Origin of the sequence: Shimia sp. MMG029, from assembly GCF_027947445.1 — a bacterium.
Classification (GTDB): Bacteria; Pseudomonadota; Alphaproteobacteria; order Rhodobacterales; family Rhodobacteraceae; genus Shimia.
Genome location: NZ_JAQJIM010000003.1, coordinates 83,647 through 110,487 on the forward strand (window position 1 = coordinate 83,647; position 26,841 = coordinate 110,487).

Here is a 26,841-nt window from a genome sequence, read left to right on the forward strand (position 1 = left end):
GGCTCAGTTTTTCTCTTCTTTGTTGTCCACGGCCAGATTTGCGGGAGGCGGCGTCCACCCCTCAGCGCCCTCAACACCAAACCCAGCGCTTGCGCTTTGAAGCTCTTCCTCCATCTGCGCATTCAGCTCTTTGGCAAGGGCCACAAATTCCTCATTCTCTGAAAAGGCCACGCCGGGCCTATGCACCGATGCCGTCGCCACCAGCAGTTTACGGTCGGCTTTCTTGAACTTCTGCGCCAGTCGCTCCGCCTGGTATGGGTGTATTCCAAGCGCCTCATAGGCACTGCGTCCGGCACGCACGGCACTGTCGAATGTTTCCCGGATGATGTCATGCGCCCCGGCCTGATACAGATCGTACACATGCGGCCGATCGTAAGCACGCGCCACGATATGCACATGCGAATGGTGGCGTGACACGTGCTCCGTCAGATGGGTCACCTGCTCTTTGCCATCAATTGCAATGATCAACATCTTGGCATCCTCAATCCCCGCAGCGTGCAGCAAATCAGCCCGCGTGCCATCTCCGAAGAAAACCTTCACATCAAACTTACGCAATGCTTCCAATTGCTTGGCGGAATAGTCCACCAACACCGGCTGCTCACCAATCTGGCGCAGCATCCGAGCCACAATGCCGCCAAAGCGCCCATAACCCACCACGATGATCTTGCTGCGATGATCAATGTCATCTGCCGCCTGCTCTTGGGCATCAATCAAACGCGGCAGTATCAGGCGTTCATACGCGATAAACAGTGCTGGTGTGAGCAACATCGACAACGCCACCACCAAGAGCGCGATCTGCGCAATGTCCTGCGGGATCACGTTGTTGGCGACCGTAAAGCTCAGCAAAACAAATCCAAACTCACCGGCCTGCGCCAATCCAAGCGTGAACAGCCAGCGATCAGCACCAGCGAGTTTGAACACCCGCGCCAAGACATACAGCACGCCCGCCTTAAGCAGCATCACCCCAAGCGTGACCCCAACCACCAACACGAAGTTATCCGCCAAGAGACCGAAGTTGATCGCCGCGCCAACTGTCATGAAGAACAGCCCAAGCAGCAGGCCGCGAAACGGGTCGATATCGCTTTCCAGCTCATGGCGATACTCACTGTTGGCGAGCACAACACCCGCCAAGAATGTGCCAAGCGCTGGCGACAGCCCCACAAGCGACATCAACAACGCAATCCCCACCACAAGTGCCAGCGCCGTGGCGACAAACACCTCCCGCAGGTTCGCCATCGTGACGAACCGAAACAGCGGACGCGTCAGAACGCTACCGATAAATCCGATCGAACCAACAGCTGCCAGTGTGATCAGGCCCACCTGCCATCCCGGCCGCCCTTCAACAAGGCTCATGCTGCCATGGTCATCGTGCCCGCCATGGGCATCACCCCCATGCGCACCATGGCTGTCCGTTGCCTGTACGGCATGCTCTGCAACCTCAGGCAAGGCCAGAAGTGGCAACAGCGCGAGCATCGGGATCACCGCGATGTCCTGAAACAACAGCACTTGGAAAGAGCCCTGCCCGCCTTGGGACTGCATCAAGCCTTTCTCATTCAAGGTTTGCAAAACAATCGCTGTGGAAGACAGCGCAAACACCATGCCAATCGCCAGCGAGACTGACCACTGAAGCCCAAATGCCATGGCAATCGCTGCGATCAAAATGGTTGTGACGCCTACCTGCATACCCCCAAGGCCAAGCAGCCTCTGCCGCATGGCCCAGAGCATTTTGGGGTCAAGTTCTAAACCCACCAGAAAGAGCATCATCACAACGCCAAATTCAGCAAAATGCTGGATCTGGATGATGTCGACACTCAGCCATTGCAGGATCGGCGAAATCGCTATGCCTGCAATCAGATAGCCAAGCACGGAACCTAAACCAAGACGCGCCGCCAACGGCACCGCGATCACACCGGCAATCAGAAAAACCGTCACAAGCATCAAGAAGCCAGTCATCCGATCACCTCGTTCAAATCGTCGGCCTGAATAACATCACACGCGCCCGCCTTGACCAGATCCACTTGATCATCGCGCAATGCGATCAACCAGCGTCGCCAACCCTCTGCATGCGGGCTGAGTCCATGAGCCTCGCGTTTTGCCAATGCCCCATAGAGAACATAAGGCGGCAGAAACGTCATATTGCAAAGTCGAGCCGTCTGCTCCATCGGCGTGAGCAAGGTGCGCAGGGCAAATCCGTTGTATCCTTCAGCGCCATAGGCTTCCTCCGGGGCGCCGCATGTGATTCCCATGGACCAGATCTTGCCACGCAGTTTGTCACCTCCTGATCCATAGGCAAAGCCGTGCTCCAGCACCAAGTCTTGCCACTCTTTGATGATGGAGGGCGTTGAATACCAAAACAGCGGGTATTGAAAGAGGATCGCATCACTGCGCAGCAATCGGGCCTGCTCGACCTCAACATCGATATCAAACCGGGGATAGGTCGCATAAAGGTCGACAAACTCAATGCCTTCCACCGCGTCAGTCGCAACATTCATCGCCTTGTTTGCCTCAGAATGTGGCGCGCCCGGATGTGCCTGATAGACCAATACCTTCATTCTTGCCTGCCCCCGCTTGCCGATGTCTGACCACCTTGCCACCGCTTGATGCGAAGACCAAGCCAACAGACCACGCTCAAACGCGAATTCAGTATCTTGCGTACAAAGAAAAACGCCGCCCAAGGGGCGGCGCTTCTATTCCGATTTGTCTTGGCTTAGCCACCAAAGTCATCAAGCATGATGTCTTCGCGGTCTACACCCAGATCAAGCAACATGTTGATCACAGACTGGTTCATGATGGGCGGACCACACATGTAGAATTCACAGTCTTCTGGGGCTGAGTGGTTCTTCAGATACTCTTCAAACAGAACGTTGTGGATGAAGCCGGTGTAGCCTTTCCAGTCGTCCTCTGGCATCGCGTCAGACAGCGCAACATGCCATTCGAAGTTGTCAAACTCTTCCGCCAGCTGGTCGAAGTCCTCAACAAAGAACATCTCTTTCTTGGAGCGCGCACCATACCAGAAGGTGATCTTGCGATCGCGGTTTTCGAGGCGCTTGAGCTGGTCAAAGATGTGGCTCCGCATTGGGGCCATACCAGCACCACCGCCAATGAAGACCATCTCTTTTTGGGTGTCGCGGGCGAAGAATTCCCCAAACGGACCAGAGATCGTCACCTTGTCACCTGGCTTCAGGTTAAAGATGTAGGATGACATCTGACCCGGAGGGATGCCCTGGCTGCCCGGAGGTGGCGATGCCACACGCACGTTCAGCATGATCAGGCCTTTTTCATCCGGGTAGTTCGCCATCGAATAGGCACGCTCAATCGGTTCAGGCACCGTGGATTCATACTGCCACAGGTTAAACTTGTCCCAATCTTCGTGATACTCTTCCTGGATCGCGAAATCCTTGTAGGAGAGCTTGTGCGCCGGAGCCTCGATCTGAATGTAACCACCTGCGCGGAAATTCACATCTTCGCCTTCTGGCAGCTCCAGAACGAGGTTCTTGATGAAGGTTGCGACGTTGTCGTTGGAGCGTACAGTACACTCCCACTTTTTCACCCCGAACACCTCTTCAGGCACTTCGATGTTCATGTCCTGCTTAACCGCAACCTGACAAGACAGACGGTCACCACAAGATGCCTCACGCTTGGTGATGTGGCTTTCCTCAGTCGGCAGGATAGACCCACCACCGGAATGCACACGCACACGACATTGGGCACATGTACCGCCGCCACCACAGGCAGACGGAACAAACAGTTTCTGCTCCGCCAGCGTTTGCAGCAGTTTGCCACCCGCAGGCACAGAGATTGTTTTCTCACCGTTGATGGTGATGTTCACGTCACCAGTAGACACCAGCTTGGAACGTGCAGCCAAAATGATAGTCACAAGTGCCAGAACGATCAGCGTGAAGAGAATGACGCCAAGAGTAAATGTTTCCATGTTCTTTGCCTCTTCAGAGTTTCACGCCAGAGAAGGACATGAAGGCCAGCGCCATCAGACCCGCGGTAATGAAGGTGATCCCAAGACCCTGAAGACCATCAGGAATGTCAGAATACTTCAGCTTTTCGCGCACACCCGCCATCGCGGTGATCGCCAGTGCCCAACCAAAGCCAGAAGACAGACCATAGGTGGTCGCCTCAGCAATGTTGTAGTCGCGTTCCACCATGAACAGCGAACCACCAAGGATCGCACAGTTCACCGTGATCAGCGGCAAAAACACACCCAGCGCGTTGTAAAGCGGTGGGAAGAACTTATCGAGCACCATCTCGAGGATCTGAACCATCGCCGCGATCACGCCGATGTAGCAAATCAGACCGAGGAAGGTCAGGTCTACATTTGGGAAGCCTGCCCATGCCAACGCACCAGGCGCCAGCAGATAGGTCAGCAGCAGGTTGTTGGTTGGCACGGTGATCGCCTGAACCAGCATCACCGAAATACCAAGGCCAAGCGCTGTAGAGATCTTCTTGGACACGGCGATAAAGGTACACATGCCAAGGAAGAAGGAGAGCGCGAGGTTCTCAACAAATACGGCCTTTACGGCCAGAGAGAGAAGCCCTTCCATTAGTGGCCCTCCACAACTTGAATTTTGTATTCACGTTCTTCGACCTGCTCTGGTTTCCAGGCGCGTACCGCCCAGATCAGCAAGCCGATGATGAAGAACGCAGAAGGTGGCAGAAGCAGCATGCCGTTGGGCACATACCAGCCACCGTTGTTCACGGTTGGCAGGATGGTGATGCCAAACAGGCTGCCCGCACCAAACAGCTCGCGGATGAAGCCAACCACCAGCAACAGCGCACCATAGCCGATGCCGTTTCCGGCGCCGTCGATGAAGCTGTCGATTGGTGTGTTCTTCATTGCAAACGCTTCGGCGCGGCCCATCACGATACAGTTGGTGATGATCAGACCCACAAACACCGACAGTGTTTTGGACACGTCATAGGCGTAGGCTTTCAACACCTGATCCACGATGATCACAAGCGATGCGATGATCACCATCTGCACGATGATCCGGATCGAACCCGGGATCTGGTTGCGCAGAACCGAAATGAACATCGAGCTGAACGCGGTCACGGATGTCACCGCCAGCGCCATCACAAAGGCCACCTGCAGGGAGGATGTCACCGCCAGCGCGGAACAAATGCCAAGCACCTGAAGCGTGATCGGGTTGTTGTCGACCAACGGGTCGATCAGAAGGTCTCTCTTGGTTTGCGCCATCAGATCTCTCCCGCTTTGAGGTTTTCAAGGAATGGCGCGAAGCCCGCCTCGCCCATCCAGAAACGCACCAGGTTGTCCACACCAACCGAGGTCAGCGTCGCACCCGCAAGCGCGTCTACATGAAAGTCTTGGCCTGCTGGCGGCACAGCTTTTGCAACTGTGATCTGGAGATCACCTGCGTCATCCGCCAGTTTCTTGCCGTTCCACATGGATTTCCAGCGTGGGTTGTCCACTTCCGCACCAAGACCAGGTGTTTCCGCGTGGCTGTAGAACTGCAGACCAAAGATATCGTTGCCGTTCTCTTCTAGCGCGATGAAGCCATAGAGCGTTGACCAGAGGCCGTAGCCGTGAATTGGCAGGATCACCTTGTCCAGAGACCCATCATCATTGCGCAGCAGGTAAACCGTCACGAACTTGGATTGGCGGCCGATGCCCGCCGGGTCATCGCTCAGCGCCACTGACAGCTCAGGATCAGACGCTGCCGCGCGATCATCAAAAGTCGCCGCGTCAAATGCGTCAGAGAATTCACCGGTCGCCAGCTCAAGCACCTGAGGTTCAAATACGCTGAAACCTTCCAGCACATCCATCCCAGGTTCATAAAGGCCGGCCACCTGCAGAACGTTGGCCTGCTTGTCTTTCAGCTTGTTCTGCTCCTGCAACGGACGCAGCGCAACCGAAACGGCAGACACCACCATAGAGGCCACAAGGCAGAGAGTTACAGCGATGAAAACGGTTTTGCCCACACTGTCGGGCGGGGCCGCCAAAAACCGTGCGATGGCCCCTTTGTTTTCGTTGGAAGCGTCAGGCATGTTGACGGGCCCTCCGTTTGATATTGGCCTGAACGACGAAGTAGTCGATCAGCGGCGCAAAGACGTTGCCGAATAGGATTGCGAGCATCATGCCTTCAGGGAAGGCCGGGTTGATCACACGGATCATCACCACCATGAAGCCGATAAGCGCACCATAGATGTAGCGCCCCACATTGGTGTGGCTGGCCGAAACGGGTTCGGTCACCATGAACACCATGCCAAAGGCAAAACCGCCCACAACAAAGTGCCAGTACCAAGGCATTGCAAACATCGGATTGGTGTCAGACCCGATCAGGTTCAGCAGAAGCGAGAAACCAACCATACCGCCCATGCAGCCCACAATCAGACGCCAGTTGGCGATCTTTGTGATCAGCAGGAAGGCCAGACCGATCAGACAGGCCAATGCCGAGGTCTCACCGATAGAGCCCTGAACGGTGCCGACAAAAGAGTTCATCCAGTTCATGCCATTGGCTGCCAGCTGTTCGTAACCTGCAGAGGCAGATACCGAAAGCGCGGTTGCACCGGAGAACCCGTCAACCGGGGTCCAGATTGTGTCACCCGACATATTGGCCGGATACGCAAAGTACAGGAACGCACGACCCGTCAGAGCCGGGTTCAGGAAGTTTTTGCCAGTGCCACCAAAGACTTCTTTGCCAACAACAACACCAAAGGAAATGCCAAGCGCCACCTGCCAGAGAGGGGCAGACGGGGGCATGATCAGCGCAAACAACATCGAGCTCACGAGGAAGCCTTCGTTCACTTCGTGACCACGCACCGTGGCAAAGACCACTTCCCAAATACCGCCCACAACCAACGTGGTGATATAAATCGGTAGGAAGTACAGCAGACCGTGGGCAAAGTTTGCCAGCGGATTGCTTGCATCAAAACCAATGCCCAGAGCAGACAGGATCACAGCGCGCCAGCCAGTTGGATCAAAAGTCTCATAGGCTGTGTTGACCTGAAGGCCCACATTGTAGAGGCCCATGATGATACATGGCACCGTTGCAAGCACCACGTAAGTCATGATCCGCTTCATATCCACGTAAGAACGTGCATGCGGTGCGGCGGTGGTTACTGTTTTTGGAGTGTAGAGAAAGCTCTCTACCATCTCATACATCGGGAAGAATTTCTCGTATTTGCCGCCCTTCGTAAAGTTCGGTTCAATACGATCAAAGAAACTACGCAATCCCATAAATCAGCCCTCCTTTTCGATCTTGGCTAGGCTGTCACGCAGCGCTTCGCCGTATTCGTATTTTGCCGGGCAGGAAAAACCCACCAGGCCGAGGTCCTCTTCATCCAGCTCAAGCGCACCCAGCTTTTGCGCTTCATCTGTGTCCATTACGAGCAGCGCCCGCAGCAGTTGAGTGGGCAGGAAGTCCTGCGGCATCAGCTGCTCAAATGTTCCAAGCGGCACCATTGCACGACGACCACCATTCAGGTTGGACGTCAGCGGGTACAGCTTTTTGGAGAATGCAGATCCCAGAACCGGCAAGATCGAAAACTTGCTTGGCATCGGGCGAATCCAGCCCATTGGGATTTGTTTGTGGTCTTCTTCGATGATCGTGACCTGTCGCGCATAGCGCCCCAGGAAGGCCTGCTCTTGCGAACCGGCGAAACCGCTCAGGATCGAACCAGACACCAGACGCACTGGCGCGTCACCTGCGATCTCGCCTTCGGTCAACTCAACCAGAGAGGCACCGTCAATTGTCCGCACCAGACGAGGCGATTTGCTCAGCGGGCCACACAGGGCAACCACACGAGACGAATCAATCTTGCCGGTTTCCAGCAGACGACCAATCGCAATCACATCGTGATATCCGATGGTCCAAACTGTCTTGGTCGCGCTTGGCGGCTCAAGGAAGTGCATGTGTGTTCCGGCCAGACCGGCAGGGTGCGGGCCAGAGAATGTCGCAACCGTCACACCGTTCGTGTCAGCGCCAGAGATCTGCGCACCTTGTGCATGACACAGGTAGGTTTTGCCTTCGGTCAGCTGCGTGATTGCCGCCAGACCTTTGGCAAAGGCGTCACCAGCATCCGCAATCACAACAGCCGGATCGCCAGCCAATGGCTCAGTGTCCATAGCGTTCACATAGATCGCGGCAGGCTGGCTATCCGTCGCGGGCACCTTGGAGTACGGACGCGTGCGGAAAGAGGTCCAAAGCCCTGCTGCGCAAAGGCGTTCCACCAAACCGTCGCGTGTTGCCACATCTCCAACAGCGGAGAAATCCACCGGTTCTGCAGCGGTTGCATCCACCTCGATCTCAACGCTGAGAAGCACTCGGCGCGGACCACGGTTGATAGCCTTCACACGGCCAGACACAGGCGAAACAACTTTCGCCTCTGGTGAGTCTTTATGCGCCAAGATCGGCGCCCCTGCTGCCACTACATCGCCTTCTGCGACTGCGATACGTGGCTTCAATCCTATGTAGTCGGCCCCGAGGACTGCCACGGTTTTGACCGCTGCTCCCTCGTGTATTCCTTCGCCGGGAGCCCCGGTGACTGGAAGATTCAGGCCTTTTCGTAGCGCAAAATGCTGCACGCCAATGTCATCCTGTCGTTGCTGGTTAGTGTTGCGAATGTCGCGAATGATTGCGGCTGCGTATACGCGGAGTCTCGCCAAACAGCCAGCACAATTCGACTATTTTTCTATTGTTTCTCGTCCCTCAGAGCAATAGTGTGCCGCCGACAAAACAAAGCGCCCGTTTTGAGCACTTTACGGTGGTCATATGGGTCGTCTTACCCGTTTAGCTCACAACAAAGTGTTAGCGATGCCCTCTCTTTCTCGACGCAGCTTCATTTTTATGGCTTTGGCCGTTGCTGCATGCAAACGCGGTGCGGCGGACATTCTGCTGACGGGGCGCACAATGGGCACAAGTTACTCCATTGTCGCGGTAAATTCGGCTGGCGTGGACGTCAGCGAACTGCAAACTGCCATAGAGGCCACGCTGCGAGATGTGGACATCAAAATGTCCAATTGGAACGCCGCATCCGAAGTCTCTGCAATAAACACTCATGCAACCGCGGAGCCCCTCCCACTTTCCGCAGACATGCAACACCTGATCCAAGCCGCACATGACGTACATCTTGCCAGCGAGGGGCAATTTGACATCACACTGGGCCCTTTGATTGATCTTTGGGGGTTTGGGGCCGTCAAACCTTCTGGAGCACTGCCGACCGAAGCAGAGATTGCTGCCGCATTGGTGCCAGTGGGTCAGGAAAAGATGCTGCGCGTCGAAAATGGCCTGCTGCACAAGGGCCATCCCGACGCTGCGATGTATCTGTCCGCCATCGGCAAGGGATTCGGCGTGGATCGCATTGGTGACACGCTCGCCCAGTTCGGTCTGACCAACTATATGGTAGAGGTCGGCGGCGATATCATCACCTCCGGCCAAAACGCACAGGGTCAACCATGGCAGATCGCGATTGAAACCCCCGACGCACTCACGCGAAGCGTGTATCGGATCATCGGCATCAAAGATCGGGGCATGGCCACGTCTGGGGACTACCGAAACTATTTTGAAAAAGAGGGCGTGCGGTACTCCCACATCATCGACAGCGACACCGGGCGCCCCATCACGCATAAGACAGCATCTGTGACGGTGCTTGCCGAAAACGCGATGCTTGCAGACGCCTGGGCCACCGCCTTGTTGGCGCTTGGCACGGAACGTGGCCTAAAGACCGCAGAAAAACACCAGATCGCGGCTTTGTTTATTGAACGCAATGCTAACACAGACCATGTAACCTTCGACGCGACGCCGAGCACAGAGTTCGACGCCACTCTCGCTAGCTAAAAGGCACACTCATATGGAAACTTTCCTCATCGCATTTTTTCTTCTGATGCTTGTCACCCTCGGCATGTCGGTTGGCGTGATCATGATGGGCCGCACGATCAAAGGATCCTGCGGCGGATTGAACGCCATCAGCGGTGCCGACAAATGTGTTGTTTGCAGCAAAGACATTGACCCGGACAGCCCGCTGCGCGAGCGCCTTCAGTGCCCCCGTGCCAAGAAGATGTTGGAACAGATGGATGTCGAAAAAAGCACCGACGCTTAAACCGACGCATTACTGACGCGATCCCGCCGGAATACAGACGCAATGCCGCATAGTTCTATGCGGCATTTTTTGTGGTCCGGTCAGCTGACAGAAAGCGGCACCAACGCCAGCACCAGCAGACAAGATGCTGCAATCAAACCAGAAACCCAAAGCTGCCAGCGCGGCCCCTCTTCTTTCCAAACACGCCGATATCGGTGCCCCGCCAAACAGGCGAGCACAAAGAGTGTCGTTGCAACAGCAGGCGAAAGAATGAGCTCAGGCAAAGAAAAGTCCCCAAAACGCGGATCTTGCGTATAGGCTGGAGGCATATAGCGACAATATTGAACAAGCAAGGAGCCCATTGATGCCAAGTTCCTATCAAGCCCCTAACCGGAAATCGGAAGAGAAAACCAAAACCCTAAGTCAAACAACGGACACAAACACATCTGCCACCACAGCAACGGTACGGAACGTGTTAGACCAAAAGGGAAAAGACGTCTTCTCGATCCGCCCACAGGACACATTGGGGCAAACGGTCAAGGTCTTGAAAGAACGCCGAATCGGCGCACTTCTAGTGACCGACGCCAATGGAACGTTGCTTGGGATCCTCTCCGAGCGGGACATCGTACGAAAACTCGCAGACACCCCGGGGCAAACTCTCCCGCAAAAAGTCGAAGATGTGATGACCACAAAGGTGCAAACCTGCGCGCCTGAGGATTCGCTTGTAGACGTGTTGCGGCGCATGACAGACGGGCGCTTCCGCCACATGCCAGTGCAAGATGAAACCGGCCTCGTCGGCATGGTCACGATCGGTGACGTTGTAAATCATCGCCTGATGGCGCTGGAGCATGAAGCGCTGCAACTGAAACAGCTCATCGTTGGCTGATCAGGATAGGCTCTAAGAGCTCTGAAAAAAATGAAGGCTCCCAGTTGGGAGCCTTCTCTCGTTTCAAACATGGGCAGGCAACGGGTGCTCACTTACATGTCATTGAAAGTTATAAACAAAAAGACCCCGGCGCTTCTATGCCGGGGCCTTTTTTTCTAATTACCCTCAAACCTTAGTGGCTGTGGCCTTTATCCCAATCTTCCTGCTTCGGCAGAATTTCAAAGGTGTGCTCTGGCGGCGGGCTCGGAAGAGTCCATTCCAGAGTGTCAGCGTATTCATTCCAATAGTTGTTCTCGGTCACTTTCGCGCCGCGGAACAAGGAGTAGAACACCACACCAAAGAAGAACAGGAAGGAGGCAAAAGACAGGAACGCGCCGTAGGAGCTGATCTTGTTCCAATATGCAAAGGCTTCCGGATAGTCGATGTAACGACGTGGCATGCCCTGACGACCCAGGAAGTGCTGCGGGAAGAAGGTCAGGTTTGCACCGATGAAGAACAGCCAGAAGTGCAGCTTGCCCGCCCATTCAGGGTAGTGGCGACCGGTCATTTTGCCGAAGTAGAAGTAAATACCGGCAAAGATGGCAAAGACCGCACCCAGGCTCATCACATAGTGGAAGTGCGCCACCACGTAGTAGGTGTCGTGGTAGTAGCGGTCCACAGAAGCTTGCGACAGCACGATGCCGGTCACGCCGCCCATGGTGAACAGGAAGAGGAAACCCAGCGCCCAAAGCATTGGAGTTTTAAACTCGATCGAGCCGCCCCACATAGTCGCAATCCAGCTGAAGATCTTCACGCCGGTGGGCACCGCAATCACCATAGTGGCGAGCATGAAATAGGACTGCTGTGTCAGAGACATGCCCACGGTGTACATGTGGTGCGCCCACACAACAAAGCCCAGCGCGCCGATAGCGATGATCGCCCAGACCATTGGCAGGTAGCCAAAGACCGGTTTGCGGGAGAAAGTCGCAATCACGTGAGAGATGATGCCAAAGCCCGGCAGGATCACGATGTACACTTCCGGATGGCCAAAGAACCACAGGATGTGTTGGTACAGGATCGGGTCGCCGCCGCCTGCTGGATCAAAGAAGGTGGTGCCAAAGTTCCGGTCCGTCAGCAGCATGGTGATTGCGCCCGCCAGAACAGGCAGAGCCAGAAGGATCAGCCATGCGGTGACAAAGATCGACCATGCAAACAGCGGGACTTTGAAAAGCGTCATGCCCGGTGCGCGCATGTTCAGGAAGGTCGTGATCATATTGATCGCGCCAAGAATCGACGATGCACCAGAAACGTGGACCGCGAAGATTGCGAGGTCCATGGACATGCCGCCTTCACCAGTTGAGAGCGGTGGATACAGCACCCAGCCGACACCAGACCCAAGCTGGTCATTGCCGCCCGGAGCCAACATAGAGGCCACGCCCAGCGAGGTACCAGCCACATAAAGCCAGAAGCTGAGGTTGTTCATGCGCGGGAACGCCATATCCGGCGCGCCAATCTGCAGCGGCATGAAATAGTTGCCAAAGCCGCCGAACAGCGCCGGAATCACCACGAAGAACATCATCAAGACGCCGTGGTAGGTGATCAGCACGTTCCAGAGGTGGCCGTTAGGAGTACAGGGTCCATCCCCGCCACCAAGAAAGCGTGCGCCTTCCAGACACATATACTGAACGCCTGGCTCCATGAGCTCCATGCGCATCAGAACTGTAAAGAAAACCGCAATGAAACCGGCAAGGGCCGACACGATCAGATAGAGTAGACCGATATCTTTGTGGTTGGTGGACATAAACCACCGAGTGAAGAATCCTCGCTCGTCATGGTGCTCGTGGCCTTGTAGGGCTGCGTCTGCCATGCCGCTCCTCCTGTTGAATTTTATACGGCGTGCGGAATCTTCTGACGCCGCTATCGCGATATTTGTAAAACTCTGCCCCCCGCCAAGCAATCATCCTATTTGACATAGATCAAAATAAATTGTCGCACCCCCCCAGCGATCGCCCTCCAATACCTGGCCAAAATTTTCCCGCTCTCCTAGACTTGCTTCAAGCTTCAGCCCCTACCGATAGAGTCCTCTTCGCAACAAAACGCGCAGTCGATCCGGACTTTTATTCTATTCTTTTCAATATGTTGAGTTGCTCTCTCCGCATCTCACATCGAAGAATCCCAGATGGCGCCAGCGCTATGTTTGGCAAAGCAGATGAAAACGATACGACGCTCAAACGCAATACCATCAACTGAGATCAACGCCACGATGGCATGCCCCAACGGCAAATCGACACCAATTGCCGGCTAGATTGACGCATGCGGGGCGTCGGCTGCACGCTACCGCGCATTGTCAGGGAATCGTATTCCCTTCAAACGCGTCCTCAGCTTCAGCGGCTTGGTCGCGAAAAACGCGCTAACTCAACAGACGGGGCCTATAGGCAGAACCCAATATCGCTGATCTGCCTTGCCAACGGGAGTGTCTGTGTTTCGCAATTGACCAGCACTCCAAACAAGATGGACACCACCAAAAGGCCGATTTTCAAATTTTCAAACAGCACCCTCATTTGACCATCCCTGTTCGCAAGCAAAGGCTCAGAGGCTCACGACCACAGTATCGTGGCCGGCATGGCCAAAATTCAGATCCAGCGAGAACACGGGCGGCACTTGTGTCTCAAACTTCAAACTCATGGGTATGTCGACAAGAGCGCCAGAGGGCACATTTGCCCAATTGGCGGTCAGCACATTCGCTCCTTTGACCTGTGCGGATTCAAGCACCACTGGCTCTGCCCCTTTGTTCAACAGAGTCAGACGCAAATGCACTGTATCTTTGCGACGTTTGATGACCTCAACACTTGTGGAGACCTGCAAGGCGCCGTGTCCCTCATGCGCCAAAGCAAGGGTCGGCATAGCCAAAATTGCTACAATAAAATCACGCTTTTTCATGGTATCCTGTCTTACAATTTCTACCGCGATTGCAAACCACAACGTTGCGTATCAGGGTTTCCGTCGCTCAATTGGTTTTTTTTTGGCACAAGTGCATTTTCCTCTTGCAGGCAGCGGCAACTCTTTATATTCCACGCCTCACCCAAGGACGCGGGCGTAGCTCAGGGGTAGAGCATTACCTTGCCAAGGTAAGGGTCGTGAGTTCGAATCTCATCGCCCGCTCCAATTTCTCCCACGGGAGAGCAGTGAACAAGGCGCGGATTATTCCGCGCCTTTTCGCGTTTCCAGCCCCAAAGTCAGCATAAAATTGACCCCACAAACTTTCTGCACGAAACGCGCAGATTTCTTGTTTTTTGCTCTTGCAGTCCCCCTGCGAGAGGGCTAAACCGCGCACATCCAAACGGTGCGGGCGTAGCTCAGGGGTAGAGCATTACCTTGCCAAGGTAAGGGTCGTGAGTTCGAATCTCATCGCCCGCTCCAATTGGAAAAGCCAAAAGGCGCAGAGAGAAATCTCTGCGCCTTTTGGCTTTTTAGTCTTATGGCTCTTCCTCAAACTATGAAGCCAATACCTGCGCCATGCGATTTTGACGCGCAATGGCCGCCCCCAAATCAATTGACGTGATTTGGCCATCCCGCACAATCTGGCGCCCCTCAACAAAAAGGTCGCGCACAACCGTTGGCCCGGCAAGCAACAGCGCGGCAGGATCCCAACTCCCCGCGCTCTCAATGCCCGAAACATCCCAAATCGCAATGTCTGCGCGCATTCCAACAGCGATTTGCCCACAATCCCTACGCCCAAGCACCTGCGCCCCGCCTCGTGTGGCAATTTCGAGTGCCTCACGCGCACTCATGGCATCCGCGCCTCGTGCAACACGCTGCAGCAACATCGCCTGACGCGCCTCAAGAACCAAGTTCCCAGCATCATTAGAAGCGGACCCATCCACCCCCAACCCAACATTAACACCGGCATCCCGCATAGGGCGCACTGGGGCGATTCCACTGCCCAGACGACAATTTGAACAAGGACAATGAGCAACACCCGTTTTTGTACGCGCAAACAACGCGATCTCACTGTCGTCAAGTTTCACGCAATGGGCATGCCAAACATCCTCCCCTACCCAACCAAGCTCTTCTGCGTATTGGCCCGGGCGACACCCAAAGTTCGCAAGAGAATAGGCAATATCTTCCTCATTCTCTGCAAGGTGCGTGTGCAACATCACCCGCTTGTCGCGCGCGAGAAGGGCGGCGTCGCGCATCAAGTCCCGACTGACTGAAAACGGGGAACAGGGGGCAACACCCACCCGGACCATACTGCCCTCAGAGGGATCGTGATGCGTGTCGATCAGTCGGATCGCATCATTCAAGATGTCTGCCTCGCGCTCCACCAACCTATCCGGAGGAAGCCCCCCGTCACTTTCCCCGATGCTCATCCCGCCTCGGGTCGGATGGAACCGCATACCGACGCTCTGAGCAGCGGCAATGGTATCATCAAGTCGTGAACCGTTTGGATACAAGTAAAGATGATCGGACGTCATCGTGCAGCCGGACAATGCAAGCTCCGCCAGCCCAACCTGAGCAGACAAATACATCTCTTCCGGGCCAAACCGCGCCCAAATCGGATACAGCGTCTTGAGCCAACCAAAGAGCAAAGCATCCTGCCCGCCTGGCACCGCGCGTGTGAGAGTTTGATACAGGTGATGGTGGGTATTTACGAGGCCAGGTGTCACAACACAGCCCTGCGCTGTGACAATCTCTTCATCACTTTCCGCAATAAGCCCCGGCCCAATTTCCGAGATGACACCGTTCTTTATCCGCACGTCATGCCTGGCAAGCTCGCGCCTGTCGTCATCCATGGTCAGCACAACTTGCGCCGATTTGATAAGATAGCTTTTCGTTGCAGCCACTTGCACGCTCCTATGACCAATCAATTGGCCCGATTCGGTGCAAATTTAACTGCATGACGACAGAAAGCGGGCAAAGGACCGCCATGCATCACGACAATAGCCGTGACGCTATAGCGCTTTCAAGTTTTTGATCACAAAGAGTTAAAGCGCTGTAATAGTCAGGTGTTCAGCAAATCAAGCGCCTGACGATGCAGCGTTTGATTTGCCGCTGCAAGCACGCGCCCACCGTCATGGGCTGGTCCGCCTTCCCAGTTGGTCACAACGCCGCCAGCGGCTTCAATCACCGCAATTGGCGCCTGAATATCATAGGCGTTCAATCCCGCCTCGATAACCAAATCCACCTGCCCCGCGGCCACCAGCGCATAGGCATAGCAATCCATGCCATACCGCGTCAGCTTGACTGTTGCAGCGACACGCTCAAACGCCGCACGTTCGTCCTGCGTGCCCACTTCAGGAAAGGTCGTGAATAAAATCGCTTCAGACAACGAGTTGGTGTCACGGGTCGCAAGCGCAGCCTCACCTTGCGGACCTTGTGCAACAGAGATGCCAAAGCCCCCCTTGAACCGTTCCCCAATGTAGGGCTGATCGACAACACCGTAGATCGGGCCAGTTTCATCAGACACTGCGATCAATACGCCCCAAGTCGGCGTGCCCGAAATGAAGCCTCGTGTCCCGTCGATAGGATCAAGAACCCAAGTCAGACCACTTGTACCGCTTTTGGTTCCGAACTCTTCGCCAAAAATCGCATCTTGCGGCCGCATCTCTTCAAGGACGGCGCGCATGGACTGTTCAGCCGCGCGATCCGCAACGGTTACAGGATCAAACCCACCAGAGAGCTTGTTGTCTGCCGTGAGTGTCGGCTTGCGAAAATGGGGAAGGATGGCTGCCCTTGCGGCGTCAGCCATAGCATCAGATACAGCAATCAGCTGTGCGCGATCCTGATCGTTCATATGTGTAACTCCGCCCTGAACATGCCAAACGGCTACCTCAGAGCGGAGACAGACTCAAGCGACGTCGCTCAAAACACGCGCCAACTCAAACAGGCGGCGACGCTGGTTTTCAGGAATAGAATAGTAGCTGCGGATCAGATCCAGCGCTTCTTTGTCTGCCATGATATCGGAAGGCACAGATTGAGTGGCGGCACCTTCTTTGTCCGCTTCCAGACCCTCAAAGAAGAAACTGACAGGCACATCCAGAGCGTCCGAAATATCCCAGAGACGAGACGCGCTGACACGATTGGCACCGGTTTCGTACTTTTGGATCTGTTGGAATTTGATTCCGACTTGCTCTGCTAGCTGTTGCTGGGTCATGCCCGTCAGCCAACGTCGCTGCCGTATTTTTTTCCCAACATGCACATCCACCGGGTGTGTCATGGCTCGTCTCCTTCGAATAAAAATTCTGGATAACGCTATAACCCTGAGCAAACGCTCAGAAGCGGCACCAGTATAAAACGTGAAACAATCGCGCATCCCTTTCGCGATTGATTAAGTCTAACAGTTTTCCCCTTACAATCAAGGGATAGAATGTGTGATACGATTATACATAAAGGCGAACACTCGCCCATTAGGTTAGATCCAATCGGATAGATAAGGGCCTGAAACACTCTTTTTACGTTACGTTTCGCCTCAACATTCACCTTTCCACACGACATCTTTGACTTGATTGTGATGTCATGTGACATCTCGCCATTGAGAGGAGAAGAAACATGCGTGCATTTCAAGTGGTTTCCCATGATGAGGGACCCAAACTGGTCGACATCCCAACGCCGACGCCCGGCACCGGCCAGATTCGCGTTAAAATTCACGCATGCGCCCTCAACTTTGGGGACTTGTTGATGATCAAGGGAACGTATCAAGACACGCCGCCGCCGCCGTTCACGTTAGGAATGGAAGTCGCTGGCATCGTTGATGCGGTAGGCCCGGACACAACAGGCCCTGAGATTGGTACACGTGTGTTGGTTTTTGGCGGCAGTGGCGGACTGGCGGACTATGGCATTTACGAAGCCGCCAGCGCGGTGCCGATCCCCAAAAACATGCAGTTTGAAGAGGCTGCGGCATTTCCAGTCGCCTATGGCACCAGCCACGTTGCACTGGATTATCGCGCGCGCCTTCAGCCTGGCGAAAACCTTCTTGTCCTTGGCGCCGCCGGCGGTGTGGGCCTAACGGCTGTCGAACTTGGCAAACTGATGGGCGCCAACGTGATCGCCTGCGCACGCGGCGCAGACAAGCTGCGTGTCGCCCAATCTTGCGGAGCGGATCACCTTATTGATGCAACCTCCGCTGATATCCGCGCAGAGGTAAAAGCGCTTGGCGGCGCGGATGTTGTCTATGATCCTGTAGGCGGAGAGCAGTTCAAAGCCGCATTCCGCGCCTGCCGTCCAGAGGCCCGCCTCCTGCCGATTGGCTTTGCATCCGGTGATATTCCACAGATCCCTGCCAACCACCTACTGGTGAAAAACCTCACGGTGATGGGGCTCTACTGGGGCGGTTATCTGAGATTCAAACCAGAGGTGATCACCAACAGCATGAGCACACTTTTTGGCTGGTACGACGCAGGCAAACTTACCCCGCATGTCAGCCACACCCTTCCGCTGGAAGAAGCCGCGCAGGCTTATGAGTTGCTGCGCAGCCGGAAGTCTACAGGCAAGGTCGTGGTGTCGATCAACTGACAACTCCAAGGCGTACAGCTGGCTCAGCCTGCGTATGCATGGGCTGGAACCCCTTCCGAATAAGATTGGCCAGATGGGCGATCACATCGCCCTTCGTCTGGTCTGCGCCGTACATGTTGATGTGCTGTTCGCCCAAATCGGGCAGCGCCCCGTCGTGATCAATCACTTCCAAATGACGCGGCTCTGTGCCCAACAGCATCTCCCCGATCCCCAGATCAGCTGCAATCGTGGCTTCGACCGTGCGATCAGAATCGGTCTCCAAGGCTGAATCCCATTCGATCCCCGCCTGATCAAACGCAGCGATGGCACGCTGACGGAACAGACAGTGTCGCGCAGATGCAAACTGTATGGGGCGCCGGCGCCAGCTCGCGCCACCAGGCGCGCCAATCCAGACAAGCGGTAGGGTGCAAAGCCCCTCCGCGCCATCCGGCGTACTGGACTCCGTAGTCAGGATCAAATCGATCTCCCCCTTATCGAACATCTGCTTCAGCTCGACGGTGTAAGAAGACAGCAAATTCACCTTCACCCGTGGAAACGCAGCATTGAACTGCTGCATCACACGGGGGATCGCGGGATAAACAATGTCATGCGGGACCCCAAGCGTGACATTGCCCTCAAACTCATCGTGAGACAAACGGCGCATGATTTCATCGTTCAGCGTCACCATCCGGCGCGCATAGCCCAACATCTGCTCACCATCTGGTGTGAGCGCGATGCCGCGCCCAGAGCGGTCCAGCAGGGAAACACCAATCAGCTCTTCTAGGCGCTTCAGCTGCATAGAAACCGCAGACTGAGTGAGATTCAGAAACCCTGCCGCCTTGGTCACCCCTCCCATATCCGCCACAGCAACAAAACTGCGCAACGTAGTTACATCAAGATTTCGCATCAGTTTCCTCCCCAAAATCACAGCTCATGATAAATCATCAACGTTTGTGATGCCTTTGGTCACAAACATTCACTTTTCAAATACACCCACACAGCCATATACATCAAGTAATTTGATGCAGACCACGAAAACAATCGCAATTCAAGAAAGGAGCGACTCATGGCTTTCATCTCCACATCCGCGACCCCTTCCGGTTCACGCCCTTCTCTATTCTCTCGCATTGCTCAGATCTTCGCGGTGCGTCGTCAACGCAGCAAACTCGCAAAACTCGATTCTCGCGCCCTTGAAGACATTGGCCTGACCGAAGCTGATGTCCAAGCAGAGCTGCGACGCTCCGCTTGGGACGTACCAGCCCATTGGAAAGGCTAACGCGCAAACACACGGCGCTTTGCATGTCGATCACGTGCACTTTAGGAAACCCATCATGATGGGCAACACGGCCAAACCCAAAGTTGAAAAAAATCGACGCAAAGCGCCTCAAAAAAGGCACGGCTTTCCGGCCCCTTGATGCCGGAAATCCTTGAATTCAGACGCCTGCTCACCGATATTTACACCGGACACCCCATAAACACGCGTTGTGGGGAAGGAACGACTTAATCGGAGGCTGAAATGGCTGAATTTGAAACACTGCGCGGCGCTGTTGGCGCACGCTCAGCGGATATTGACGCGGGCCTGCGCGCCCACATGAACAAAGTCTACGGCACGATGTCCGTCGGCATGCTGATCACATTCGCAGCGGCTTGGGCGATTTCCGGCCTGGCTGTTACGAATGATCCATCTGGCGCCGCCGCCCAATTGAGCGCAGACCAGTATCTGACCTCCTTTGGCTACGCAATCTACGGCTCCCCGCTGAAATGGGTGATCATGTTTGCGCCCCTGCTGTTTGTGTTTGGCTTCAGCGCAGCGATCAATCGCATGTCAGCTGCAACCGCACAGACTGTTTTCTACATCTTCGCTGCTGTCATGGGCCTGTCGATCAGCTCCATCTTCTTGATGTTCACCGGCGAATCCATCGTCCAGGTGTTCCTGATCACATCCATCGCTTTCGCAGGGCTGTCGCTTTACGGCTATACCACCAAGCGTGACCTTGGCCCCATCGGCACGTTCCTCATCATGGGTCTGATCGGCCTCATCATCGCATCGATCGTGAACATCTTCCTGGCATCTTCCGCCATGGCGTTCGCAATCTCAGTACTCGGCGTTTTGATCTTCGCGGGCCTGACAGCTTACGATACGCAGAACATCAAAAACACCTATCTCGCGCACGCACACCACGGCGACAGCGAGTGGCTTGGCAAATCTGCCATCATGGGCGCCCTCAGCCTGTATCTGAACTTCATTAACATGTTCATGATGCTGCTGCAGCTCTTCGGCAACCGCGAGTAAAGCGCTGCTTATTTGAATGACAAAGGGCCGGTCACTGTGACCGGCCCTTTTCTTTTGATACACAACCGAGATCACGCCAACATGGGATCGGCCAGCCTGCGCGTCATTTGAACCGCAGGGAAATGCACGCCGGGCGCAAGCGTCAACTCAATCTCAGCGGCCTCCTCAAACCCCATCGAAGCGTAGAACGCACGTGCTGTATATGTGCTCAGACAGCTCATGTGGCGCATGCCATGTGCCTCAGCAGAGGCCAAGGTCACATCAATCAACGCCCGCGCTACCCCGCGACGCAGCCAGTCAGGCCGTGTCGCCACGTGGCGCACATGACCAAGATTGGTGCCGCTGACACCACGTGCAGGAGACAGATCAGTCCAGCCACCAGCACCGACAACCGCATCGGTTTCAGCGCATTCCGCGAGGAAGTATGTGCCGCACGCCAGCAGAGACTCCTGCGCCTCACCAAATAAGGGCAGCGCGCCCTCCAATACATCTTGCGTGTAATGCTCGGTAAGAAGCTCGGGGTATGAACGCTGATACAGAGCGCAGAGCGCGTCTCTATCGCCAATTTTGGCAGGGCGAATGAAAAATGGGTGGGGCATTGGGGACCCTCCTGAAGGAAACTGTTTTATTGTTCTTTCAGGCGCGGCTCCCCTAAAGCAAAAAACCGCGCCTGGTGTGGCGCGGCTTTTGCATGTGTCTTAGAGGGGGATCTTACTTGATCTTGCCTTCTTTGTACTCGACATGCTTGCGCACCACCGGGTCGTATTTGCGTACGACCATCTTTTCGGTCATGGTACGTGCGTTTTTCTTGGTCACGTAGAAATGGCCCGTGCCCGCGGTCGAGTTCAGACGGATCTTGATGGTCGTCGGCTTCGCCATTGTGTTTCTCCTGCGCCGGGGTACAGCTACCCCGTGAAAATCTCTTGAAGCCCGCCTTTTAATGATGGCTCTGCCTGAGTCAATGGGATTTCCCCAGAATCCTCAAAGAAAAATGGCAAGCCCACCAATTTCCTATCTGGAAGCGCTTTCCAGCGCGTTATCGAAGGGATAATTTCCTCCAGATATGAAGGGCTGGCGCTCTGATATGGGGAAAACAGCATGACTTGGTTCTGGATTGCGACAACGATTCCCGTCGCCCTTTTGGCTTTTGCCGGGCTGGCGGGTGGCCTCTGGGCGGTTGCAGCAGTCGTTTATATGGGCGCGCTTGTGCATGTGATGGACCGTTTGGTCAAAGGCGCTGCCGCCAAATCCGGCGCGGATGGAGAATTCCCATCTGGCCTGCAACTGTCGCTTATCCTTGGCATACTGCACTTCCCCCTGATGGCCATCGCTGTTGCCGCGCTTGCAGGGCTGACCGGCCTTAGTCTTGGCGCTAAAATCTGCGTCTTTGCTGCCTTTGGATTGTTCTTTGGACAGGTCAGCAATGCCAACGCCCATGAACTCATTCACAACGCCGCCCGCTTTCCACGCTGGCTGGGCATGTGGGTCTATATTTCTCTTGTTTTTGGGCACCACACATCCGCACACACAAAAGTGCATCATATCTGGGTCGCGACCGACAAAGACCCCAACTCCGCACGCAAAGGTGAAAGCTTCTATCGCTTTTGGCCACGCGCATGGTTTGGATCTTTCAACGCGGGCCTCGCGGCGGAGAACACACTGCGCGCCCGCGCCACCCGTGAGACAACGCCTTGGCATCCCTATTTCGTTTATGTGGCCGGAACCGCCTTCTTTATCATTCTGGCTGCGTTGCTTGCTGGCTGGAAAGGCGTACTCGCCTATGGACTGCTCGCGACCTACAGCACCATGCAACTTTTACTCTCAGACTATGTGCAGCACTATGGCCTCAGACGCGGATTGAAAGAAAACGGCAAACCCGAGCCGGTTGGGCCGCAACACAGCTGGAACGCGCCGCAGCTCTATACATCGGCGCTGATGCTGAATGCGCCCCGTCATTCGGACCACCACACGGCCCCGACGCGTGATTACCCTGCTTTGCGTTTAGACCCAGAAAGCATGCCGATTCTGCCGCGCTCCCTGCCCATGATGGCCACCCTCGCCCTCTGGCCGCGTATGTGGCGACGCGTGATGGACCCTCGAGTGGCAAAACTGAACACAACACAAGATTGAGACTGGAACGATTGGCTGTTGTCAGGCAGCATTGCACCCATGAAACACGCCCTCGCTCTCACCGCTTTATACCTCACCCTGACAGGCCCCACTTTGGCACAAACCGCTATGTCTGGGGCAGAGTTTGAGGCCTATGTGACGGGCAAAACACTGTTCTTTGAAGCCGACGGCCAGCGCTATGGCGTAGAGGAGTATTTGCCCAATCGCCGTGTGCGCTGGTCCTTCTTAGATGGCCAATGCAAAGAGGGTGCATGGTTTGAGGACGGCGCGCAGATCTGCTTTGTCTATGAAGATAACCCTAGCCCGCAATGCTGGAGCTTTTATCAAGACAACGGCGGCCTCACCGCCAAGTTTGAAAACGAGGCAGAGGGCCGGGTGCTCTATGAAATTGACCCCGCAGGCGAAGAAATGCTGTGCCTTGGCCCCGAGGTCGGCGTGTAAGCGCTAAAACAGGCTTCCTTGCTCTGGCGTATCCGTTTTTTTGGGCTTTGACTTGGCAGGAGCCTTCGCAGGCGCAGCAGCAGGCGTACTCCCATGTAGGGCTTCCCCCGCACCAACTGTGACACGCCCATCCGCAAACTCAATTTCCAGAGAGCTGGCGGCGCTGGCAGCGGCAGAGGTCTTCACCAGCGCGCCATCACCCCGCACCACCGCATAACCACGCTCCAAAGTGGCGGTATAGCTCAGGGTTTCACGCATACGGTCCAGCGAGGCCAGACGATCCTTCAGCGTCTGGACCTGACGGGTGCCCGCATCGGTCAAACGGCGCGACAGCTCAGTGACCTTCTCGCGGCGACGGGTGATGTCACGCTGCAGACCAACGGGCGTCAGGCGGTCTGCACGGCGGCCCAGCGCTTCGCGGCGGTTTTCAATCATCCGGGTCAAGGTGGAGGCGCGCAGGCTACCGGCCTTTTCCGAAAGTACAACACGGCGGGTTTGCACACCGGCTTGCAATGCGCGCGGCAAGGCATCCGCCGCCGCATCCAGCCGCTGGCGCGGGGTTTGCAACAGCATGTCAGCACGCGGCAAAGCGCGGGAGAGATCACGCAGGCGTTGATCGCGTTGGCGCAGACCTTGCTCCAGCCCGCGTGTGAGGCGCGCGCCCTGCTCCTCAACCCAAGCCAGCAGCTCCAGCCGCACAGGCACGGCAAGTTCGGCGGCAGCCGTGGGTGTGGGTGCGCGCTTGTCGGACACAAAGTCGATCAGCGTGGTGTCGGTTTCGTGGCCGACGGCGGAGATCAACGGAATGTCGGAAGCGGCGGCGGCACGGGCAACCACCTCTTCATTGAACCCCCAGAGATCTTCGATACTGCCGCCCCCACGGGCCACAATGATAAGGTCAGGGCGTGGCATCGCCCCACCGGGGGAGAGCTTATTGAAACCCTCAATCGCATTGGCAACCTGCGGCGCGCATTGCTCACCCTGCACCGCAACCGGCCAGATCAGCACCTTGCGCGGAAAACGATCCCGCAGGCGATGCAGAATATCGCGGATCACCGCCCCGCTGGGCGAGGTCACCACACCGACGATTTCCGGCAGATAAGGCAGCGGCTTCTTGCGCTCAGGTGCAAACAGGCCCTCGGCCTGCAGCATCGCCTTGCGTTTTTCCAGCATCGCCATAAGCGCGCCAACCCCAGCGGGCTTCAGATCTTCGATCACCAGCTGGTATTTGGATTGCCCCGGAAAGGTGGTCAGACGCCCGGTCGCCACGACTTCCATACCCTCTTCCGGTCGGGTGGAAATCCGCGCGGCAACACCTTTCCACATCACGCCAGCAATCACCGAACGGTCATCTTTCAGGTCAAGATACACATGGCCGGAGCGCGGGAACGACACACGGCCAATCTCGCCTTTTATGCGGACATGGGCGAACTCACCCTCGATCATGCGTTTGATCGCACCAGACAGCTCAGAGACACTGAATTCTGGGGCGTTTTCGCCGTCTCTCGGGTCGTCAATAAGATCAGACATTGGGCCGCTGCTCAGTTCTCTTGTTTCCTGCGTCAGCGCACCTTAGAACGCCCACAAGCGAAGGCCAAGCGGAAGGCGGCGACATGAACATTCTTATTCTCGGCAGCGGCGGACGTGAGCATGCGCTCGCCTGGGCAGTGATGCAAAACCCCAAGTGCGACAAACTCATCGTGGCACCGGGAAATGCAGGAATCGCTCAAATCGCTGATTGCGCGGATTTTGATACCGAAGACGGCGGCGCCGTCGCCAGTTTTGTGGCAGAAAACGCGATTGACTTCGTGATCATTGGACCAGAAGCGCCCCTAGCGGCGGGTGTGGCCGATCGCCTGCGCGAGGCCGGCGTGCTGGTGTTTGGCCCTTCACAAGCTGCAGCGAAGCTGGAAGCCTCCAAAAGCTTCACCAAAGAGATTTGTGACGCCGCAAACGCGCCGACCGCTGGCTATGGCCATTTCACCGATGCAGAAGCCGCCAAAGACTATATCCGTGCCCAAGGCGCGCCCATCGTCGTAAAAGCCGATGGGCTGGCCGCAGGCAAGGGCGTGATTGTCGCGATGGATCTGCAAACCGCGCTGGACGCGGTGGATGACATGTTTGGCGGGGCCTTTGGTGGCGCCGGTGCGGAAGTGGTGATCGAAGAATTCATGGAGGGCGAAGAGGCCTCTTTCTTCATCCTCTGTGACGGCACGACAGCGCTGCCGGTCGGCACTGCACAGGACCACAAACGCGTTGGCGAAGGCGACACCGGGCCGAACACCGGCGGCATGGGGGCCTATTCCCCTGCGCCGGTTCTAACCGATGAGATCGCCCAGAAAGCGCTGGATGAGATCATTCAGCCAACCATTGATGAAATGGCAAAACGCGGGACACCTTATCAAGGGGTGCTCTATGCCGGGCTGATGATCAAGGACGGGCAGCCACGCCTTGTGGAATACAATGTGCGCTTTGGCGATCCGGAATGTCAGGTGCTGATGATGCGTCTGGGTGCGCAAGCGTTGGATCTGCTGCATGCCGCGGCAGAAGAGCGCCTGCATGAGGCACAGGTGAATTGGGCGGCTGACCATGCGATCACCATTGTGATGGCGGCCAATGGTTACCCTGGCTCTTATGAAAAAGGCTCCGTGATTGGCGGGCTGCAGGCGTTGACCTCTGATAGCAAGAACATGGTGTTTCACGCAGGCACCACAGCCGCCAACGGCCAGATCACCGCAACCGGTGGTCGCGTGCTGAATGTCACCGCACGTGGCGCTAGCCTGCAAGAAGCCCGGGATCGTGCTTACGCCATGGTCGACGGCATCGACTGGCCAGGCGGCTTCTTCCGCAAAGACATCGGCTGGCGCGCCCTCTGATGTGCCAAATCACAGCGTTGCGCCCTCTGGGCGCGCGCTCTATCGTCAGCCGCACGGAGAGGAGACCGCGCGGCCATGACACTTTCAGTTGAAGACGCCTTTGACAGCGGCAATTTTGTCGAACTGGCATTTTCATACGCACCGGTCGGCATTGTCGTCACGGAAAATCGTGTCATCCGCGACTGCAACGACACCTTTGCAGATATGTTTCGCTACGAACGTGCCGCGTTGAAAGACAGCACTTTCGCGATTCTGTACCCCACCCAAGAAGAGTTCAGCAACATCCGCAATCGCGGGGTGCAGGAACTGCGCGAAGGAAATTTCTATTGGGACGAGCGTGTCATGATGCGCCGTGGCGGTGAAATGTTCTGGTGTCGGGTACGCGGCCACACCTTTACGCCAGAAGAGCCCCTGCAGCGCGCGGTCTGGAGCTTTGCCGATATCTCTGACACGCGCCCCTATCAGGCGCTCACACGACGCGAGCGGGAGGTGTTCTCACTGCTGGCAGAGGGGCTCACCAGCAAAGAGATCGCACTCAAGCTGGAAATGAGCAATCGCACCGTCGAAGTCCACCGTGGAAAGCTGCTCAAAAAATTCGGCGTGTCCAACACCACCAGTCTGTTTCAATCGCTCGGCGCCATTGGAACGCGGCATATTTATTCCGCAAGCGATGGCACTGTCAGATAGTCAATCTGCCT

At 55.9% G+C, this 26,841-nt stretch carries 28 protein-coding genes and 2 tRNA genes; 12 read left to right on the forward strand and 18 right to left on the reverse strand.

Features of this window, described 5'->3' with window-relative positions; all coding sequences use genetic code 11:
* Positions 1-3: 3 nt before the first annotated feature.
* The 8 genes from PJL69_RS09715 to PJL69_RS09750 all read right to left on the reverse strand — a co-directional run bounded on the left by PJL69_RS09715 (position 4) and on the right by PJL69_RS09750 (position 8,554).
* A complete protein-coding gene (locus PJL69_RS09715) occupies positions 4-1,953 on the reverse strand; it encodes a cation:proton antiporter domain-containing protein (protein ID WP_271309490.1) in 1,950 nt (649 codons plus the stop codon).
* Positions 1,950-2,552, reverse strand: coding sequence for an NAD(P)H-dependent oxidoreductase (locus tag PJL69_RS09720; protein ID WP_271309491.1), 603 nt, complete (start codon positions 2,550-2,552; stop codon positions 1,950-1,952). The genes PJL69_RS09715 and PJL69_RS09720 overlap by 4 nt, the downstream gene beginning before the upstream one ends.
* A gap of 155 nt (positions 2,553-2,707) precedes the next feature.
* Entirely contained in the window at positions 2,708-3,931 is a 1,224-nt protein-coding gene (gene nqrF / locus PJL69_RS09725; protein WP_271309492.1) for an NADH:ubiquinone reductase (Na(+)-transporting) subunit F, read from the reverse strand.
* Positions 3,932-3,944: 13 nt separating this feature from the next.
* Positions 3,945-4,553 (reverse strand): NADH:ubiquinone reductase (Na(+)-transporting) subunit E, encoded by a 609-nt coding sequence (gene nqrE / locus PJL69_RS09730; protein ID WP_209098630.1) that lies wholly within the window; start codon positions 4,551-4,553, stop codon positions 3,945-3,947.
* Positions 4,553-5,206 carry an NADH:ubiquinone reductase (Na(+)-transporting) subunit D gene (locus PJL69_RS09735; RefSeq protein WP_209098631.1) on the reverse strand — a complete coding sequence of 218 codons (654 nt, stop codon included), beginning with the start codon at positions 5,204-5,206 and terminating at the stop codon, positions 4,553-4,555. The genes nqrE and PJL69_RS09735 overlap by 1 nt, the downstream gene beginning before the upstream one ends.
* The gene (locus PJL69_RS09740; RefSeq protein ID WP_209098632.1) at positions 5,206-6,015 is read right to left on the reverse strand and encodes a Na(+)-translocating NADH-quinone reductase subunit C; all 810 of its coding nucleotides are present in this window, start codon (positions 6,013-6,015) and stop codon (positions 5,206-5,208) included. Before PJL69_RS09740 ends, PJL69_RS09735 begins: the two co-directional genes overlap by 1 nt.
* A complete protein-coding gene (locus PJL69_RS09745; protein ID WP_271309493.1) occupies positions 6,008-7,207 on the reverse strand; it encodes an NADH:ubiquinone reductase (Na(+)-transporting) subunit B in 1,200 nt (399 codons plus the stop codon). Before PJL69_RS09745 ends, PJL69_RS09740 begins: the two co-directional genes overlap by 8 nt.
* A gap of 3 nt (positions 7,208-7,210) precedes the next feature.
* On the reverse strand, positions 7,211-8,554 hold the full coding sequence (locus PJL69_RS09750; RefSeq protein WP_271309725.1) for a Na(+)-translocating NADH-quinone reductase subunit A: 1,344 nt from the start codon (positions 8,552-8,554) through the stop codon (positions 7,211-7,213).
* Between the two features lie 229 nt (positions 8,555-8,783).
* Between PJL69_RS09750 and PJL69_RS09755 the strand changes: the two genes are divergently transcribed.
* Both PJL69_RS09755 and nqrM read left to right on the forward strand, forming a co-directional pair.
* Positions 8,784-9,806 (forward strand): FAD:protein FMN transferase, encoded by a 1,023-nt coding sequence (locus PJL69_RS09755; RefSeq protein ID WP_271309494.1) that lies wholly within the window; start codon positions 8,784-8,786, stop codon positions 9,804-9,806.
* Between the two features lie 13 nt (positions 9,807-9,819).
* Complete coding sequence (gene nqrM, locus PJL69_RS09760) at positions 9,820-10,068, forward strand: (Na+)-NQR maturation NqrM (RefSeq protein WP_209098634.1); 249 nt, start codon at positions 9,820-9,822, stop codon at positions 10,066-10,068.
* Between the two features lie 80 nt (positions 10,069-10,148).
* Here the strand turns inward: nqrM and PJL69_RS09765 are convergent, their stop codons facing one another.
* Positions 10,149-10,331 carry a hypothetical protein gene (locus PJL69_RS09765; protein WP_271309495.1) on the reverse strand — a complete coding sequence of 61 codons (183 nt, stop codon included), beginning with the start codon at positions 10,329-10,331 and terminating at the stop codon, positions 10,149-10,151.
* A gap of 80 nt (positions 10,332-10,411) precedes the next feature.
* On the opposite strand from PJL69_RS09765, the gene PJL69_RS09770 reads away from it, so the two are divergent.
* The gene (locus tag PJL69_RS09770; RefSeq protein ID WP_271309496.1) at positions 10,412-10,933 is read left to right on the forward strand and encodes a CBS domain-containing protein; all 522 of its coding nucleotides are present in this window, start codon (positions 10,412-10,414) and stop codon (positions 10,931-10,933) included.
* Positions 10,934-11,105: 172 nt separating this feature from the next.
* Here the strand turns inward: PJL69_RS09770 and ctaD are convergent, their stop codons facing one another.
* Together ctaD and PJL69_RS09780 are read right to left on the reverse strand one after the other, a co-directional pair.
* On the reverse strand, positions 11,106-12,779 hold the full coding sequence (gene ctaD, locus PJL69_RS09775) for a cytochrome c oxidase subunit I (RefSeq protein WP_271309497.1): 1,674 nt from the start codon (positions 12,777-12,779) through the stop codon (positions 11,106-11,108).
* A 722-nt stretch (positions 12,780-13,501) separates the two neighbouring features.
* Positions 13,502-13,852: a hypothetical protein gene (locus PJL69_RS09780; RefSeq protein ID WP_271309498.1), complete on the reverse strand. Its 351-nt coding sequence runs from the start codon at positions 13,850-13,852 to the stop codon at positions 13,502-13,504.
* A gap of 150 nt (positions 13,853-14,002) precedes the next feature.
* On the opposite strand from PJL69_RS09780, the gene PJL69_RS09785 reads away from it, so the two are divergent.
* Both PJL69_RS09785 and PJL69_RS09790 read left to right on the forward strand, forming a co-directional pair.
* A tRNA-Gly gene (locus PJL69_RS09785) sits at positions 14,003-14,077 on the forward strand.
* 180 nt (positions 14,078-14,257) lie between these two features.
* Positions 14,258-14,332, forward strand: a tRNA-Gly gene (locus tag PJL69_RS09790).
* Positions 14,333-14,406: 74 nt separating this feature from the next.
* Here the strand turns inward: PJL69_RS09790 and PJL69_RS09795 are convergent.
* From PJL69_RS09795 to PJL69_RS09805, 3 genes are all read right to left on the reverse strand, one after another.
* Positions 14,407-15,756 (reverse strand): 8-oxoguanine deaminase, encoded by a 1,350-nt coding sequence (locus tag PJL69_RS09795; protein WP_271309499.1) that lies wholly within the window; start codon positions 15,754-15,756, stop codon positions 14,407-14,409.
* Positions 15,757-15,914: 158 nt separating this feature from the next.
* Positions 15,915-16,706, reverse strand: coding sequence for a histidinol-phosphatase (hisN, locus tag PJL69_RS09800; protein ID WP_271309500.1), 792 nt, complete (start codon positions 16,704-16,706; stop codon positions 15,915-15,917).
* A 54-nt stretch (positions 16,707-16,760) separates the two neighbouring features.
* Positions 16,761-17,129: a helix-turn-helix domain-containing protein gene (locus tag PJL69_RS09805; protein WP_209098642.1), complete on the reverse strand. Its 369-nt coding sequence runs from the start codon at positions 17,127-17,129 to the stop codon at positions 16,761-16,763.
* 332 nt (positions 17,130-17,461) lie between these two features.
* Here PJL69_RS09805 and PJL69_RS09810 point away from each other — a divergent pair, with 332 nt between their 5' ends.
* On the forward strand, positions 17,462-18,424 hold the full coding sequence (locus tag PJL69_RS09810) for an NADPH:quinone oxidoreductase family protein (protein WP_271309501.1): 963 nt from the start codon (positions 17,462-17,464) through the stop codon (positions 18,422-18,424).
* Here the strand turns inward: PJL69_RS09810 and PJL69_RS09815 are convergent.
* Positions 18,417-19,310, reverse strand: coding sequence for a LysR family transcriptional regulator (locus PJL69_RS09815; protein WP_209098647.1), 894 nt, complete (start codon positions 19,308-19,310; stop codon positions 18,417-18,419). The two genes, PJL69_RS09810 and PJL69_RS09815, sit on opposite strands and share 8 nt — an antisense overlap.
* 159 nt (positions 19,311-19,469) lie before the next feature.
* Here PJL69_RS09815 and PJL69_RS09820 point away from each other — a divergent pair, with 159 nt between their 5' ends.
* Together PJL69_RS09820 and PJL69_RS09825 are read left to right on the forward strand one after the other, a co-directional pair.
* Positions 19,470-19,679 (forward strand): DUF1127 domain-containing protein, encoded by a 210-nt coding sequence (locus PJL69_RS09820; protein ID WP_271309502.1) that lies wholly within the window; start codon positions 19,470-19,472, stop codon positions 19,677-19,679.
* Positions 19,680-19,919: 240 nt separating this feature from the next.
* Complete coding sequence (locus PJL69_RS09825; RefSeq protein ID WP_209098651.1) at positions 19,920-20,696, forward strand: Bax inhibitor-1/YccA family protein; 777 nt, start codon at positions 19,920-19,922, stop codon at positions 20,694-20,696.
* 71 nt (positions 20,697-20,767) lie between these two features.
* Here PJL69_RS09825 and PJL69_RS09830 read toward each other — a convergent pair whose 3' ends face one another.
* A complete protein-coding gene (locus PJL69_RS09830; RefSeq protein ID WP_271309503.1) occupies positions 20,768-21,295 on the reverse strand; it encodes a GNAT family N-acetyltransferase in 528 nt (175 codons plus the stop codon).
* 112 nt (positions 21,296-21,407) lie between these two features.
* Positions 21,408-21,575 (reverse strand): 50S ribosomal protein L33, encoded by a 168-nt coding sequence (gene rpmG / locus PJL69_RS09835; protein ID WP_007814563.1) that lies wholly within the window; start codon positions 21,573-21,575, stop codon positions 21,408-21,410.
* Positions 21,576-21,794: 219 nt separating this feature from the next.
* Here rpmG and PJL69_RS09840 point away from each other — a divergent pair, with 219 nt between their 5' ends.
* Both PJL69_RS09840 and PJL69_RS09845 read left to right on the forward strand, forming a co-directional pair.
* Positions 21,795-22,826, forward strand: a complete 1,032-nt coding sequence (locus PJL69_RS09840) for an alkane 1-monooxygenase (RefSeq protein ID WP_271309504.1) — start codon at positions 21,795-21,797, stop codon at positions 22,824-22,826.
* A gap of 39 nt (positions 22,827-22,865) precedes the next feature.
* Positions 22,866-23,267, forward strand: a complete 402-nt coding sequence (locus tag PJL69_RS09845; RefSeq protein WP_271309505.1) for a hypothetical protein — start codon at positions 22,866-22,868, stop codon at positions 23,265-23,267.
* Positions 23,268-23,270: 3 nt separating this feature from the next.
* Here the strand turns inward: PJL69_RS09845 and xseA are convergent, their stop codons facing one another.
* Positions 23,271-24,797 carry an exodeoxyribonuclease VII large subunit gene (xseA, locus tag PJL69_RS09850; RefSeq protein ID WP_271309506.1) on the reverse strand — a complete coding sequence of 509 codons (1,527 nt, stop codon included), beginning with the start codon at positions 24,795-24,797 and terminating at the stop codon, positions 23,271-23,273.
* Positions 24,798-24,880: 83 nt separating this feature from the next.
* Between xseA and purD the strand changes: the two genes are divergently transcribed.
* On the forward strand, positions 24,881-26,143 hold the full coding sequence (purD, locus tag PJL69_RS09855; protein ID WP_271309507.1) for a phosphoribosylamine--glycine ligase: 1,263 nt from the start codon (positions 24,881-24,883) through the stop codon (positions 26,141-26,143).
* Positions 26,144-26,218: 75 nt separating this feature from the next.
* Positions 26,219-26,830, forward strand: a complete 612-nt coding sequence (locus PJL69_RS09860; RefSeq protein ID WP_209098659.1) for a LuxR C-terminal-related transcriptional regulator — start codon at positions 26,219-26,221, stop codon at positions 26,828-26,830.
* Positions 26,831-26,841: the final 11 nt, after the last annotated feature.